Origin of the sequence: Terrirhizobium terrae, assembly GCF_030323265.1 — a bacterium.
Classification (GTDB): Bacteria; Pseudomonadota; Alphaproteobacteria; order Rhizobiales; family Rhizobiaceae; genus Neorhizobium.
Genome location: NZ_CP104992.1, coordinates 3,171,954 through 3,186,056 on the forward strand (window position 1 = coordinate 3,171,954; position 14,103 = coordinate 3,186,056).

Consider the following 14,103-nt stretch of genomic DNA (forward strand, 5'->3'; position numbering starts at 1 on the left):
CGGGACGAAATTTGATATGACCCCTGAACTTCTCTCACTCAGCCTGCAGCTGACCATGCCGGAGATCATTCTGGCAGTGGGTGCGCTCGCGCTCCTGATGATCGGCGTCTTTTCCGGTGAAAAGTCCGCCACCATGGTCACCGTGCTGTCGATCATATTGGTCGCGATTTCCGGCCTCTGGCTGATTTTCGCGACCGGCGAGGGCGAAGCCTTCGGTGGCGCCTTCCTGCTCGATCCGTTCGGCCGCTTCATGAAGGTCCTGGCGCTGATCGGCTCCATGGTCGCCATGCTCATGTCGCTCTCGAGCGCCCGTTCGCAGCAGCTCGACCGTTTCGAATTCCCGGTCCTGCTCGTTCTTGCGACGCTCGGCATGATGGTGCTGATCTCGGCAAACGACCTGATCGCCTTCTACATGGGCCTCGAGCTCATGTCCCTGTCGCTCTATGTCGTCGCCGCCTTCAACCGCGACAGCGTCCGTTCGACCGAAGCAGGCCTGAAATATTTCGTCCTTGGCGCGCTGTCGTCGGGCATGATGCTCTACGGCATGTCGCTGGTCTACGGCTTCACCGGCAATACCGGCTTCGACGAGATCGCCCGCGTGCTCACCTCCGATACCCGCCAGCTCGGCGTCATCTTCGGCATGGTCTTCATCCTTGCCGGCGCCTGCTTCAAGATCTCGGCCGTGCCGTTCCACATGTGGACCCCGGACGTCTATGAAGGCGCGCCGACCCCGGTCACCGCCTTCTTCGCCTCCGCCCCCAAGGTTGCCGCCATGGCTATTCTGGTGCGCATCGTCTCGGAAGCCTTCCTGCCGATCGTCGCCGACTGGCGTCAGGTCATCGTCTTCGTGGCGATCGCCTCCATGCTGCTCGGTTCGTTCGCCGCTATCGGCCAGCGCAACATCAAGCGCCTGATGGCCTATTCCTCCATCGGTCACATGGGCTACGCGCTCGTCGGTCTTGCCGCAGGTTCCGAAACCGGCGTCTCCGGCGTCGTGCTCTACATGACCATCTACATGGTCATGACGCTTGGCACCTTCGCCTGCATCATGGCGATGCAGCGCGAAGACGGCACCTATGTCGAAAGCGTCGAGGATCTCGCAGGTCTGTCGTCGACCCGTCCGTTCATGGCGGTCGTGCTGACGGCGCTGATGTTCTCGATGGCCGGAATCCCGCCGCTCGCTGGCTTCTTCGCCAAGTATTTCGTCTTCGTCGCGGCGATCGAAGCCAAGCTCTATGCGCTTGCCATCATCGGCGTGCTCTCTTCGGTCGTCGGCGCATACTACTATCTGCGCCTCGTCAAGCTGATGTGGTTCGATGAGCCGAAGGGCGAGTTTGCCCGCACCTCCGGCGAATTGCGCCTGGTGTTCGGCCTCTCCGGCCTGTTCGTCACGGCTTACGTCCTGATCGGCGGCCCGATCGGAGTGGCGGCCAATGCGGCAGCCCGGTCGTTCTTCTGAGCATGGCCAGGAATAGCGGACGCTTCTCGCTGGAAGCGTTCCGCCTTGTCGCGTTCGACGACATCGGTTCCACCAATAGTGAATGTCTCGCCCGCGCTCGCGCGGGCGATTCCGGTTTGTTGTGGGTGACCGCCGCCCGCCAGACCGAGGGCCGCGGCCGCCGCGGTCGCGCCTGGACCTCCGAGCCCGGCAATCTCTACGCTTCCCTGCTTCTGATCGATCCAGCCCCGATGGAGCGCGTCGCTTCGCTGCCTCTGGCCGTGGCTGTTGCGGTCCATGATGCGGTGAAGGCAGTGCTGCCGCTCGGCGATGCGGCGCTCGCGGTCAAATGGCCGAACGACATCCTGATCGACCGCCGCAAGACCTGCGGCATTTTGCTCGAAGGTGAGCCGCTTGCCGACGGCCGACGTGCGCTGGTGATCGGCATCGGCATCAATATCCGCCATATGCCCGACACCGCACCCTATGGCGTGACGCGCCTTGTCGATCACGGCGCGAGTGTATCGCCGGATGAGCTTTTCGCCCATCTTTTCAAGTCGATGGCGACGGCACTGGAATCATGGGATGAGGGCCGCGGCACCACCGCCATCGTTTCGCGCTGGCGCGAGATCGCCTGTGGTATCGGTGAAAAGATCACCGTAAACCTTCCCGACAGGTCGCTTGAGGGCATATTTGCCGGGATAGACGACAATGGCTTGCTCCTGCTCGACAGAGGGGATGGACAAGTCATGCCGATCGCGGCAGGTGATGTATTTTTCGCAAGAACGGAATAAGAAGAAGAATGGCTAAGCAAGACGAACTGGTGTTTCTGCCGCTGGGCGGCGTGGGCGAGATCGGCATGAACCTCGCTCTCTACGGCTATGGACCGGCCGAGAAGCGCCAGTGGATCATGGTCGATTGTGGCGTGACCTTCCCGGGTCCCGATCTTCCGGGTGTCGATCTCGTGCTGCCCGATATCCGTTTCCTTGCCTCGCAGCGCAACAACCTCAAGGGCATGATCATCACGCACGCCCATGAGGATCACTATGGCGCGATGAACGATCTCTGGCCCGGCCTCAACATACCGGTCTATGCCTCGCCCTTCACGGCCGGCATGCTGGAAGCCAAGCGCAAGTATGAAGGCAACCGCGCCGAAATCCCGATCACCATCTTCAAGGCCGGCGACCGCATCAATGTCGGCCCGTTCGAGATCGAGGCCGTCGGCGTCAACCACTCGATCCCGGAGCCGATGTCGCTCGTCATCCGCACGCCGCTTGGCAATGTCGTCCATACCGGCGACTGGAAGATCGACGCCAAGCCGACGCTCGGCCCGCTCACCGACGAGGATCGTTTCCGCGCCATCGGCGAAGAGGGCGTGCTCGCCCTGATGTGCGATCTCGACCAATGCCATGCGCGATGGCGTCTCGCCGTCCGAAGAGGAAGTCTCCAAGGGCCTGCAGAAGGTCATCGAGGACGCTGAGGGCAGGGTGGCCATCACCACCTTCTCGTCCAATGTCGGCCGCATCCGCTCGATCGCCGAGGCGGCAGAAGCCGCCGGCCGCGAAGTCCTGCTGCTCGGCTCGTCGCTGAAGCGCGTCGTCAATGTCGCGCAGGATATCGGCATCATGGAAGGCCTGAAGCCCTTCATCGCCGAGGACGAATACGGCTATATCCCGCGCGACAAGGTCGTCGTCATCCTGACCGGCAGCCAGGGCGAACCGCGCGCGGCACTTGCCAAGATTTCCCGCGACGAGATGCGCCATGTGGCGCTTACCAAAGGCGACACGGTCGTCTTCTCCTCGCGCACCATTCCCGGCAACGAGAAGGCCATTCTCGACATCAAGAACGCACTGATCGAGCAGGGCGTCCATATCGTCAGCGACAGTGACGCGCTGGTTCACGTCTCCGGCCACCCGCGCCGCAACGAACTCTTGAAGATGTACGAGTGGACGAAACCGAAGATCCTCGTGCCAGTCCACGGCGAAGCCGCACATCCGACGGCTCAAGCGGCACTCGGCGCTTCGGCCGGCATCTCCGAAATCCCGCGTGTCCGCAACGGCAACATCCTGCGGCTCGCGCCGGGACCGGCCGAAATCATCGACGACGCGCCCCACGGTCGCATCTTCAAGGATGGCAAGCTGATCGGCGATCTGGACGAGATGGGCGTCAGCGACCGCCGCAAGCTCTCCTTCGTCGGGCACGTCGCCGTCAACGTCCTGCTCGACAGCCGCTACGAGTTTCTCGCCGACCCGGATCTCGTCTCCTACGGCCTGCCGGAATTCGACGACGAGGGCGAGGACATGGAAGATGGCCTTTACGATGCTGTCCTCGGCGCCATCGAAAGCATCCCGCGCTCCCGCCGCAAGGATCTCGACACACTGCGCGAAGCCGTCCGCCGCGCCGTCCGCGCCGCCGCCAACATGGCCTGGGGCAAGAAACCGGTAGTGACGGTGTTTGTCACGAGGGTGCAATAGAAGAGCTTGCTGCGGGCTTGCTTCGACCTTGGAGGAAAGGCACAGGAAGCAAGTCCCCTCCCAATCCTCCCACAAGGGGAGGGCTTAACCCGGTTGCACCGCCGAGTGTGAATCGAGGCAGGGAAATCGTGACAAGTGTTCTCCCCCTGTGGGGGAGATGGCCGGCAGGCCAGAGGGGGAATTTTGTGGGCTGCTGAGATCTCCTCGCTTACGTGAGGCGTATGGGCTTAAACCGGGAGGAGGATAACGCATGATCGGCCGCGTCAATCACATCGCCATCGCAGTCCCGATCCTCCACGAGGCGGCAGCACTTTACCGCGATACGCTCGGCGCCGACGTTTCCGCGCCGAAAGCCCTGCCGGAGCATGGCGTCACCGTCGTCTTCGTCACGCTGCCCAACACCAAGATTGAACTGCTCGAACCGCTCGGCGACGATTCGCCGATCGCAGCCTTCCTAGAGCGCAATCCATCCGGCGGCATCCACCACATCTGCTACGAGACCGCAGACATTGAAAAGGCAGCCGAGCGGTTGCTGGACTCAGGCGCCCGCATTCTCGGCGATGGCCGGCCAAAGACTGGCGCCCATGGCAAGCCCGTCCTGTTCCTGCACCCGAAGGATTTCAATGGTACGCTGATCGAACTGGAGGAGGTCTGATGCGCGAACCTATTCTCAATGAAAACAGCCGATTCGAAGGGTGGGCGGAATCATTTTCGCAGCACCTTGAGGATATGCTTCAGGCCGCCATCGTTGGCCATAACGGAAGTGACGCGCCATGCCCATTCTGACCGTCGCCGCCATCTACTTCATCCTTTGGTGGACCGTGCTGTTCATTGTCCTCCCATTCGGCTATCGCAGCCAGCAGGACGTCGGCGATGTGACGCTGGGAACCGTCGAGAGCGCTCCGGCAAAGTTCCGCGGCGGCCGCGTCATTCTGCTCACGACCGTTATCTCTGCTGCGATCTATTTCGCCTATCATCTCGCCTCCACCTATTTCGGCTTCGGCATCGCCAGCATCCCCACCATCGTCCCGAGCTTTACCCGGTAACGAAGCCTTTCCCCGGCATGTCATTGAACTGTCACGATATTCTGTAAAAGATGACATTGCCTCGGCTGGCATGAAGGCAAAAAAAACAAGGCGTTTAAGCCTTGTTTTTCAGTTTCGCGTGATCCTCACCGTTTCCGGGGCTGCGACAAGCGCGCCTAAGATCTCATCCTCCCAAGACTTTGACCGCGAATGGCAAGAATTTGAACTTCATGCCTGTTTTATGAGCTAAAACTAGCTCAACGGTTGAGCTTTGTCATCCTCTTTTTTGTATTTTTGCGACAGTTATGCGAAAAAATTCCCGTTGACGAATATGTCGCACCCCTTCCTTCATAAAAAACACATGTTCGCGACATTGGGTCAGCTTTCAGGCGCCTTCTCATTGCTTCCGACGATGCGGAGCTCAAGGTGTCTTCCCCGGCTTTCGTGCATATCCGGGTTTCCTTGGCGCTTGCGAACCGATATGAAGCCACACCATATGGTCTTTAAATCGGCCGATTCCTGATCGATCCGGATCGGCAAGCAACATGTCGGAAAGCTAGATGCGCCTGTCCCGCTATTTTATGCCCATCCTGAAGGAAAACCCCAAGGAAGCGGAGATCGTTTCGCACCGGCTCATGCTGCGCACCGGCATGGTCCGCCAGCAGAGCCAGGGGATTTATTCCTGGCTGCCGCTCGGCAAGCGCGTCCTCGACAAGGTCAACGCCATCATCCGTGAGGAGCAGAACCGCGCCGGCGCCATCGAGCTTCTGATGCCGACCCTGCAATCGGCCGAGCTCTGGCAGGAAAGCGGCCGCTACGAGGCCTATGGCAAGGAAATGCTGCGCATCAAGGACCGCCAGGAGCGGCCGATGCTCTATGGCCCGACCAATGAGGAAATGGTCACCGACATCTTCCGGTCCTACGTGAAGTCCTACAAGAACCTGCCGCTGAACCTCTATCATATCCAGCTGAAGTTCCGCGACGAGATCCGTCCGCGCTTCGGCACGATGCGCTCGCGCGAATTCCTGATGAAGGACGCTTATTCCTTCGACCTCAACAAGGAAGACGCCGTCCATTCCTATAACAAGATGTTCGCGGCCTATCTGCGCACCTTCGATCGTCTCGGCCTGCGCGCCATCCCGATGCGCGCCGATACCGGCCCGATCGGCGGCAATCACAGCCACGAATTCATCATTCTCGCCGAAACCGGCGAATCGGAAGTCTTCTCGCACCGCGATTTCGTCAATTTCGACATTCCGGGCGAAGATACCGATTTCGACGATGTCGCCGGCATGCAGGCGATCTTCGACAAATGGACATCCGTCTACGCTGCCACGTCCGAAATGCACGATGCTGCCGCCTTCGACGCGATCCCGGACAGCGACCGCCTTTCGGCGCGCGGCATCGAGGTTGGCCACATCTTCTATTTCGGCACCAAATATTCCGAGCCGATGGGCGCCAAGGTCCAGGGTCCCGACGGCAAGGAGCACCTTGTCCACATGGGCTCCTACGGCATCGGCCCGACCCGCCTCGTTCCCGCCATCATCGAAGCCTCCCATGACGAGAACGGAATCATCTGGCCGGATTCGGTCGCACCGTTCGATGTCGTGGTCATCAACATGAAGCCGGGCGACGATGCCTGCGACCGCCTGTCGGAAAACCTCTATGCAAGCCTTGGCAAGGCCGGCAAGGATGTTCTCTACGACGACACCGACGACCGCGCCGGCACCAAGTTCGCCACGGCGGACCTTATCGGCGTGCCGGTCCAGATCATCGTCGGTCCCCGCTCGGCAGCCGTCGGCGAGGTCGAGGTGAAGCTCCGCAAGACCGGCGCCCGCGAGGTCATGACCCTTGAGGCCGCGCTGAACCGCATCACCGGCTGACGGCTTATCTGCCGTTCCGGTTCTACAGCATTTGGTGCGAGGACGGGCCGCACGGCCCGGTCCCGCACAGACTAAGACGAGGAAAGCGTGGATGGCGAGCATCGCTGCGGGTGGTGAGAAGGACAAGGCGGAGAAGGCTCCCAAGGCCCCGAGCGCCGGTCCCTTTTCGGCCTTCGAGCGCATGGTGGCCTGGCGCTACCTGCGCTCGCGCCGCAAGGAAGCCTTTATCTCCGTCATCGCCGGCTTTTCCTTCATCGGCATCATGCTCGGCGTCGCGACGCTGATCATCGTCATGGCCGTGATGAACGGGTTCCGCACCGAGCTGATTTCCCGCATTCTCGGCATCAACGGCCACATGATCGTCCAGCCGATCGATCAGCCGCTCAATGATTATGCCGAACTGACCAAGAAGTTCTCCGCCGTCCCGGGCGTCACGATGGCGCTGCCGCTGGTCGAGGGCCAGACGCTTGCCTCGGGCAAGGGCGGTGCCGGCTCCGGCGCGCTGGTGCGCGGCGTGCGGGCGGAAGATCTCGAAAAGCTGCCGGAGGTTTCCGGCAATATCAAACAGGGCGATATCGTCGGTTTCGCCTCGGGGCAGGGCGTTCTCGTCGGCTCCAGGCTCGCGGCGCAACTGGGCTTGAACGCCGGCGACCAGATCACCCTGATCTCGCCGGAAGGCGACGTGACGCCGATGGGCGTCAACCCGCGCGTCAAATCCTACCCCGTCTCGGGCATATTCGAGATCGGCATGTCGGAATATGACGCGACGATCATCTACATGCCGCTGGAAGAATCGCAGCTTTATTTCAACGCTGAAGGCATCGTCCAGTCGATCGAGCTCTTCATCGACAATCCCGACAATGTCGACGCCATGCGCCCCAAAATCGAGGAGGCCGCCGGCCGGCAGATCTTCATCACCGACTGGCGCCAGCGCAACCAGACCTTCTTCTCCGCCCTGCAGGTGGAGCGCAACGTCATGTTCATGATCCTGACGCTGATCGTGCTCGTCGCCGCGCTCAACATCATCTCGGGCCTGATCATGCTGGTGAAGGACAAGGGCTCGGACATCGCCATCCTGCGCACGATGGGGGCGAGCTCCGGCGCCATCATGCGCATCTTCTTCATGACAGGAGCAGCTATCGGTCTGGTTGGTACTCTGGCCGGCGTGGCACTCGGCGTCATCGTCTGCCTCAATATCGAATCCATCCGGCAGTTCTTCTCCTGGATTTCCGGCACTGTCCTCTTCAATCCGGAACTCTATTTCTTAAGCGAGCTTCCGGCCGAAATGAGCATCAGCGAAACCGTGTCGGTCGTCACCATGGCGCTGACGCTCTCCTTCATCGCCACCATCTTCCCGGCGTGGCGGGCCTCCAGGCTCGATCCCGTCCAGGCACTCCGATACGAATAGGTCTCCATGGCACCGCGCAAATCCGTCTTGAAGCTCTCGGGCGTCGAACGTCACTACGGCCAGGGCGAGACCATGCTGTCGATCCTGAAGGGCGCCGATTTCGAGCTTCGAAGCGGCGAGATCGTCGCGCTTGTTGCGCCGTCCGGCACCGGCAAGTCGACGCTCCTTCATCTCGCCGGCCTGCTCGAACATCCCGATGGCGGCGATGTCTCGATCGGCGGCAAGTCCTGCAATGATCTTCCCGACGAGGAGCGCACTGCGATCCGCCGTTCCGAGATCGGCTTCGTCTACCAGTTCCACCATCTCCTGCCGGAATTCTCCGCGATCGAGAACATCATGATGCCGCAGCTGATCGGCGGACTGTCCAAGGTCGAGGCGAGGGGCGTGCCGCGCAGCTTCTCGACTACATGCGCATCGGTCACCGCGCCGAGCACCGCCCGGCGGAACTGTCCGGCGGCGAGCAGCAGCGCGTCGCGATCGCCCGCGCTGTCGCCAATGCACCTCGCGTTCTTCTCGCCGACGAACCGACCGGCAACCTCGACCCGAAGACAGCATCCTATGTCTTCGACGCGCTGGAAGCCCTGGTACGCCAATCCGGCCTCGCCGCGCTGATCGCCACCCACAACCACGAACTTGCCGGCCGCATGGACCGTCGTGTGACCATCGAGGGCGGCAAGGTCGTCGAGTTCTAAAGCTGGGAAGCTCGCATTTGGCGCTGTCGCATGGGGTGGCCAATTGAAGATAATGCAATTTTGCATTACTTTTGTTGCGGCTCGGAGATCCCAACATGACGACAGTGACAGTCACTGCCCGTGGGCAGGTTACCTTCAGGAAAGAAGTGCTTCAACATCTCGGCATCAAGCCGGGGGATAAGATCAGGCTTGAACTCCTGCCAGATGGGCGCGCGGAATTGAAGGCCGATCAGCGCAAGGGCTCCTGGCAGGATCTTGGCGGCATGCTCAGAGGCAAGACCAACGGTGCGCGGCTTTCGGTCGAGGATATCGATGATGCCACCTCCAAAGCGGGCGCCGCTGCCGGCATGGCCGGCATCGAGCGCAAATGAAGATCAGCCTCGATACCAACGTGCTTTTGCGCCTCGTTGTAGGTGATGACGAAGCGCAGCAGCAGGCCGCCGCGCAGATACTTGAAGATGCGGAACTGGTCGCGATCAGCACGTATGTCTTTTGTGAGTTCGCTTGGGTGCTCGACCGAAGCTACCGGGTCAGTCGTTCGGACATCGCCACGGCGATCCGCGGCGTGCTCGATATGCGCAACGTTGTGATCAACCGGCCAGCCATCGAAGCCGGCCTGGCGCTGCTCGATACCGGCGGCGATTTTGCAGATGGCGCGATCACCTTCGACGGACAATGGCTCGGCGCCGATACCTTTGTCTCCTTCGACAAGAAGGCAGTAGGCTTGATACAGGATCAGGGCAGGGCGGCTCTCCTCCTGACCTGAGGCGATCGGTTTCCTCATGCCATAGAGGACTGAATAGTGCGGCGGTGGGAGAAATCAGGCCGTCAAGTGGTCATCGGATCGACGTGCCGACGCGATCAGCCCGACACCATCGGCAACTTCTAGCGCCTCCGCCATTTCATCGGGGACGTTCCGGCACCTCATTTCAGCAATTCCAATCACTTACAACAAACTTCATCCCCGCCCTACAGCCCCAGGCCTACAATCACCCGTTCCGCTTCGGCTACACCGGTCAGCATTGCCGGCGAGGCGGGATCGGTGATCGGATGGGCCGCAGTGATGCAGGCGGGACATCCGGGGCTGCGCAGAAAAATGGTCTGCCTCTCCTTTTTCGAGGAGGCGTGCGTGTGTCGCACACAAACCGGCCGGCAGTCCGCAAGGACATAAGACCTGTCGCCCTAGACGGACCGGAGTTGCGCGGAAAAACACACCGAACGGGACACGCCGAGTGTCACTATTAAAAATTCAATTCGAGGCACCCGACGTGTCCCGGCCGAAATTCGAAATGCCAAGATCGCCAAGGGACGACTCCGTCGTGCACTCAGGCGCGGATTAATGTCCTGTTTACCGTCGTGGCGAGGATATCGCGCAAATTTCGTTTCCTTTTTGTTCTTTTGTTGACTCCTGTACGAAAAGAGAACAAATTAAAAACATAACGAACACGGGAGACGACGATGACTGACCTTCTTCGTGATATTGCCGCTTTCGCATCCATCGCAACCTTCGTTGCGACCCTGTCGATGATCATGCTGGCGATGTGATTCTTTCGCGGTGCCGGAAATCCGGCGCTGCAAACTTCAAAAGACGTTGACGGTGGCATTCCAAGCTGGACTTGCGCCGTCAGGCGCCCGAAAATGCCCCGGTTGAATCATTGGGTACGGCGCAGTCATGGCAGAACAGACAAGCACTTCGGACGAGATCATCGGGCAGACCCCGCAATTCGTCCATCTGCGTCTTCATTCCGCCTATTCTCTGCTCGAAGGCGCGCTTCCGCTCAAGAAGGTGCTGGGCAAGGCGGTCGCGGACAATCAGCCCGCGATCGCGATCACCGATACCAACAACCTCTTCGTCGCGCTCGAATTCGCCCAGAAGGCGATCGGCGACGGTCTGCAGCCGATCATCGGCTGCCAGCTGTCGATCGACATGGAAGACCAGTCCGAAGAGCGGCGCGGCAATCAGCAACTTGCGAAGCTGCCGGCCATCATTCTTCTTGCCGCGACGGCTGCGGGCTATGAACGCCTCGTCGACCTCGTCAGCCGCGCCTATCTCGGCGGTGAAGGTAACAGCGAAACCTGCATCCGCGCGTCCTGGCTCGACGAGTCCGGCACCGACGGCCTGATTGCGATGACAGGTGCTGCATCGGGACCGGTCGACAGGGCGATGAAGGATGGCAATGCCGCCCAGGCGGCCGCCCGCCTGCTGCGTCTCAAGGATCTTTTCGGTGACCGGCTGTATATCGAGCTGCAGCGTCATGGCAGCTATGATCGTCGTCACGAGCAGAAAATGGTCGATCTGGCCTATGAGCACGACGTGCCGTTGGTCGCCACCAACGAGGCCTTCTTTCCGACCAAGGCCGATTACGATGCTCATGATGCGCTGATGGCGGTCGCCCATGGTGCGATTGTCTCCGACGACAGCCGCTTCCGCCTGACACCCGATCACTATCTGAAAAGCCGCGCAGAAATGGCAAAGCTTTTCGCCGACCTGCCGGAAGCACTGGAGAACACGGTCGAAATCGCCCGCCGTTGCTCCTTCATCCTCAAAACGCGCAATCCCATCCTGCCACGCTTCACCGGCGTCAGCGATCATCCCGAAGAGGATGAACGCAAGGAAGCAGCCGAACTGCGCCGCCAGGCAGTCGAGGGCTTGGATCATCGCCTTGCAGAGCTCGGTCTGAGTGCGGGATTTACGGAGAAGGATTACCGCGAGCGGCTGGATTTCGAACTTTCCATCATCGAGCGCATGAAGTTTCCCGGCTACTTCCTGATCGTTGCCGACTTCATCAAATGGGCGAAACAGCACAACATTCCGGTCGGCCCGGGCCGTGGCTCAGGTGCGGGATCGCTGGTCGCCTATGCCCTGACCATTACCGACGTCGATCCGCTGCGCTTTTCCTTGCTCTTCGAACGCTTCCTCAACCCGGAACGCGTCTCGATGCCCGACTTCGACATCGACTTCTGCCAGGACCGCCGCGAAGAGGTGATCCGCTACGTGCAGCGCAAATACGGCCGCGAGCAGGTGGCGCAGATCATCACCTTCGGTTCGCTGCAGGCGCGTGCGGCGCTACGTGACGTCGGTCGCGTGCTGGAAATGCCCTATGGCCAGGTCGACAAGATCTGCAAGCTGGTGCCGAACAACCCGGCCAATCCGACGCCTTTGCACAAAGCGATCGAGGAGGAGCCGAAGTTCCAGGAGGAGATCGACAAGGAGCCGGTCGTCGGCCGCCTGCTCGATATCGCCCAGAAGATCGAAGGCCTTTATCGCCACGCCTCGACCCACGCCGCAGGCATCGTCATCGGCGACCGGCCCCTGTCGAAGCTGGTGCCGATGTATCGGGACCCGCGCTCGGACATGCCGGTCACCCAGTTCAACATGAAGTGGGTCGAGCAGGCGGGCCTCGTCAAATTCGACTTCCTCGGCCTGAAGACGTTGACCGTCTTGAAGACGGCCGTCGATTTCTGCCGCAAGCGCGGCATCGAGGTCGATCTGGCGAAAATACCGCTCGATGACGAGCTGACCTATGCGATGCTCTCGCGCGGCGAGACGGTCGGCGTGTTCCAGGTGGAAAGTGCCGGCATGCGCAAGGCGCTGATCGGCATGCGGCCGGACTGTATCGAGGACATCATCGCGCTCGTGGCGCTCTACCGCCCGGGTCCGATGGAGAACATCCCGACCTACAATGCCCGCAAGCATGGCGAGGAAGAGATCGAGTCCGTCCATCCCTCGATCGACTATCTGCTCAAAGAAACCCAGGGTGTTATCGTCTACCAGGAGCAGGTCATGCAGATCGCTCAGGTCCTGTCGGGCTATTCGCTGGGCGAGGCCGACCTTCTGCGCCGCGCCATGGGTAAGAAGATCAAGGAGGAGATGGACAAGCAGAGCGAGCGCTTCGTTGACGGTGCCGTCAAGAACGGCGTCTCCAAGCCGCAGGCGAAGAACATTTTCGAACTGCTCGCCAAGTTCGCCAATTACGGCTTCAACAAGTCGCACGCCGCGGCCTACGCGATCGTCTCCTACCAGACGGCCTATATGAAGGCGCATTACCCGGTCGAGTTCCTCGCCGCGTCGATGACCTACGATATGGCCAATACCGAGAAGCTCAACGATTTCCGCGAGGATGCCGGCCGTCTCGGTATCAAGGTCATTCCGCCGTCCGTGCAGACCTCCTTCCGCCATTTCGAGACGGGCGAGGCGAAGATCTATTACGCGCTGGCCGCCATCAAGGGCGTCGGCGATTCCGCCGTCGAGCACATCACGGAAGTGCGCGGCGACAAGCCGTTTGCCGGCATCGAGGATTTCTGCCTGCGCGTGGATCCCAAGCAGATCAACCGCCGCGTTCTGGAAAGCCTGATCTCCGCCGGCGCCTTCGATTGCTTCGGCATCGACCGGGCCCAGCTGATCGCCGGTCTCGACCGCGTTATCGGTTATGCCCAGCGCGCCCAGGAGGAAAAGATCTCCGGCCAGTCGGATTTCTTCGGCTCATCCGCCAGCTCCGGGCCGGAAAAACTGGTCCTGCCGAGCTTCAACCCTTGGATGCCGTCGGAAATGCTGATGCGCGAGTATCAGGTTCTCGGCTTCTATCTCTCCGCCCACCCGCTCGACACCTATGCCGACGTTCTGGCCAAGCTGCGCGTGCAGACCTTTGCCGATTTCGCCGCTTCGGTACGCCAAGGCGCGACGGCCGGGCGTCTGGCCGGAACCGTCACCGGACGCCAGGAGCGCAAGACCAAGACCGGCAACAAGATGGGCATCATCACCTTCTCGGATTCCTCCGGGCAGTTTGAGGCGGTGCTCTTCTCCGAGGCGCTGGCGCAGTATCGCGATCTGCTCGAACCCGGCAAATCGCTGGTCATCACCGTGCAGGCCGACGAGAGGCCGGAAGGCATCGGCCTGCGCATCCAGACGGCACAGTCGCTCGAAGAGCAGTCGATCCGCATGCAGAAGGCGCTGCGCGTCTTCGTCCGCGATGCCCGCCCGGTCGACGTCGTCAGGCGTCACCTCAATGCCAGGGGCGAGGGCCTCGTCTCCTTCATCGTCATCAAGGATGACGGCCGGCGCGAGATCGAGGTCGAGCTGACGGAACGGTTCCGATTGTCGCCGGAGATCGCCGCCGCGCTCAAGGCGGCACCGGGCGTTCTGGATGTCGAGCTGGTGCAATAAGACAAAGCCCTGCCGGTTT

9 protein-coding genes and 2 pseudogenes are annotated in these 14,103 nt (G+C 61.0%); all 11 read left to right on the top strand.

The window, feature by feature from the left end; translation table 11 throughout:
• Positions 1-16: 16 nt before the first annotated feature.
• The gene (gene nuoN / locus N7E02_RS23470) at positions 17-1,459 is read left to right on the top strand and encodes an NADH-quinone oxidoreductase subunit NuoN (protein WP_286579990.1); all 1,443 of its coding nucleotides are present in this window, start codon (positions 17-19) and stop codon (positions 1,457-1,459) included.
• A gap of 2 nt (positions 1,460-1,461) precedes the next feature.
• Positions 1,462-2,232: a biotin--[acetyl-CoA-carboxylase] ligase gene (locus N7E02_RS23475; RefSeq protein ID WP_286579991.1), complete on the top strand. Its 771-nt coding sequence runs from the start codon at positions 1,462-1,464 to the stop codon at positions 2,230-2,232.
• An 8-nt stretch (positions 2,233-2,240) separates the two neighbouring features.
• Positions 2,241-3,912, top strand: a pseudogene (locus N7E02_RS23480) (ribonuclease J).
• A gap of 250 nt (positions 3,913-4,162) precedes the next feature.
• A complete protein-coding gene (mce, locus tag N7E02_RS23485) occupies positions 4,163-4,567 on the top strand; it encodes a methylmalonyl-CoA epimerase (RefSeq protein ID WP_286579992.1) in 405 nt (134 codons plus the stop codon).
• Positions 4,568-4,685: 118 nt separating this feature from the next.
• On the top strand, positions 4,686-4,958 hold the full coding sequence (locus N7E02_RS23490; protein ID WP_286579993.1) for a DUF1467 family protein: 273 nt from the start codon (positions 4,686-4,688) through the stop codon (positions 4,956-4,958).
• A 539-nt stretch (positions 4,959-5,497) separates the two neighbouring features.
• Positions 5,498-6,820 carry a proline--tRNA ligase gene (proS, locus tag N7E02_RS23495; protein WP_286579994.1) on the top strand — a complete coding sequence of 441 codons (1,323 nt, stop codon included), beginning with the start codon at positions 5,498-5,500 and terminating at the stop codon, positions 6,818-6,820.
• Between the two features lie 91 nt (positions 6,821-6,911).
• Positions 6,912-8,228, top strand: coding sequence for a lipoprotein-releasing ABC transporter permease subunit (locus N7E02_RS23500; RefSeq protein ID WP_286579995.1), 1,317 nt, complete (start codon positions 6,912-6,914; stop codon positions 8,226-8,228).
• Between the two features lie 6 nt (positions 8,229-8,234).
• A pseudogene (locus N7E02_RS23505) lies at positions 8,235-8,920 on the top strand (ABC transporter ATP-binding protein).
• Positions 8,921-9,015: 95 nt separating this feature from the next.
• Entirely contained in the window at positions 9,016-9,291 is a 276-nt protein-coding gene (locus N7E02_RS23510) for an AbrB/MazE/SpoVT family DNA-binding domain-containing protein (protein WP_286579996.1), read from the top strand.
• Positions 9,288-9,686 carry a type II toxin-antitoxin system VapC family toxin gene (locus tag N7E02_RS23515; protein WP_286579997.1) on the top strand — a complete coding sequence of 133 codons (399 nt, stop codon included), beginning with the start codon at positions 9,288-9,290 and terminating at the stop codon, positions 9,684-9,686. Before N7E02_RS23510 ends, N7E02_RS23515 begins: the two co-directional genes overlap by 4 nt.
• A 906-nt stretch (positions 9,687-10,592) precedes the next feature.
• A complete protein-coding gene (gene dnaE, locus N7E02_RS23520; protein WP_286579998.1) occupies positions 10,593-14,084 on the top strand; it encodes a DNA polymerase III subunit alpha in 3,492 nt (1,163 codons plus the stop codon).
• Positions 14,085-14,103 lie beyond the last annotated feature (19 nt).

Excerpts from the sequence above, each read along its gene's own strand:
- nuoN (WP_286579990.1), top strand. The coding sequence starts at position 17 with ATGACCCCTGAACTTCTCTCACTCAGCCTGCAGCTGACCATGCCGGAG.
- N7E02_RS23475 (WP_286579991.1), top strand. The coding sequence starts at position 1,462 with ATGGCCAGGAATAGCGGACGCTTCTCGCTGGAAGCGTTCCGCCTTGTC.
- mce (WP_286579992.1), top strand. The coding sequence starts at position 4,163 with ATGATCGGCCGCGTCAATCACATCGCCATCGCAGTCCCGATCCTCCAC.
- N7E02_RS23490 (WP_286579993.1), top strand. The coding sequence starts at position 4,686 with ATGCCCATTCTGACCGTCGCCGCCATCTACTTCATCCTTTGGTGGACC.
- proS (WP_286579994.1), top strand. The coding sequence starts at position 5,498 with ATGCGCCTGTCCCGCTATTTTATGCCCATCCTGAAGGAAAACCCCAAG.
- N7E02_RS23500 (WP_286579995.1), top strand. The coding sequence starts at position 6,912 with ATGGCGAGCATCGCTGCGGGTGGTGAGAAGGACAAGGCGGAGAAGGCT.
- N7E02_RS23510 (WP_286579996.1), top strand. The coding sequence starts at position 9,016 with ATGACGACAGTGACAGTCACTGCCCGTGGGCAGGTTACCTTCAGGAAA.
- N7E02_RS23515 (WP_286579997.1), top strand. The coding sequence starts at position 9,288 with ATGAAGATCAGCCTCGATACCAACGTGCTTTTGCGCCTCGTTGTAGGT.
- dnaE (WP_286579998.1), top strand. The coding sequence starts at position 10,593 with ATGGCAGAACAGACAAGCACTTCGGACGAGATCATCGGGCAGACCCCG.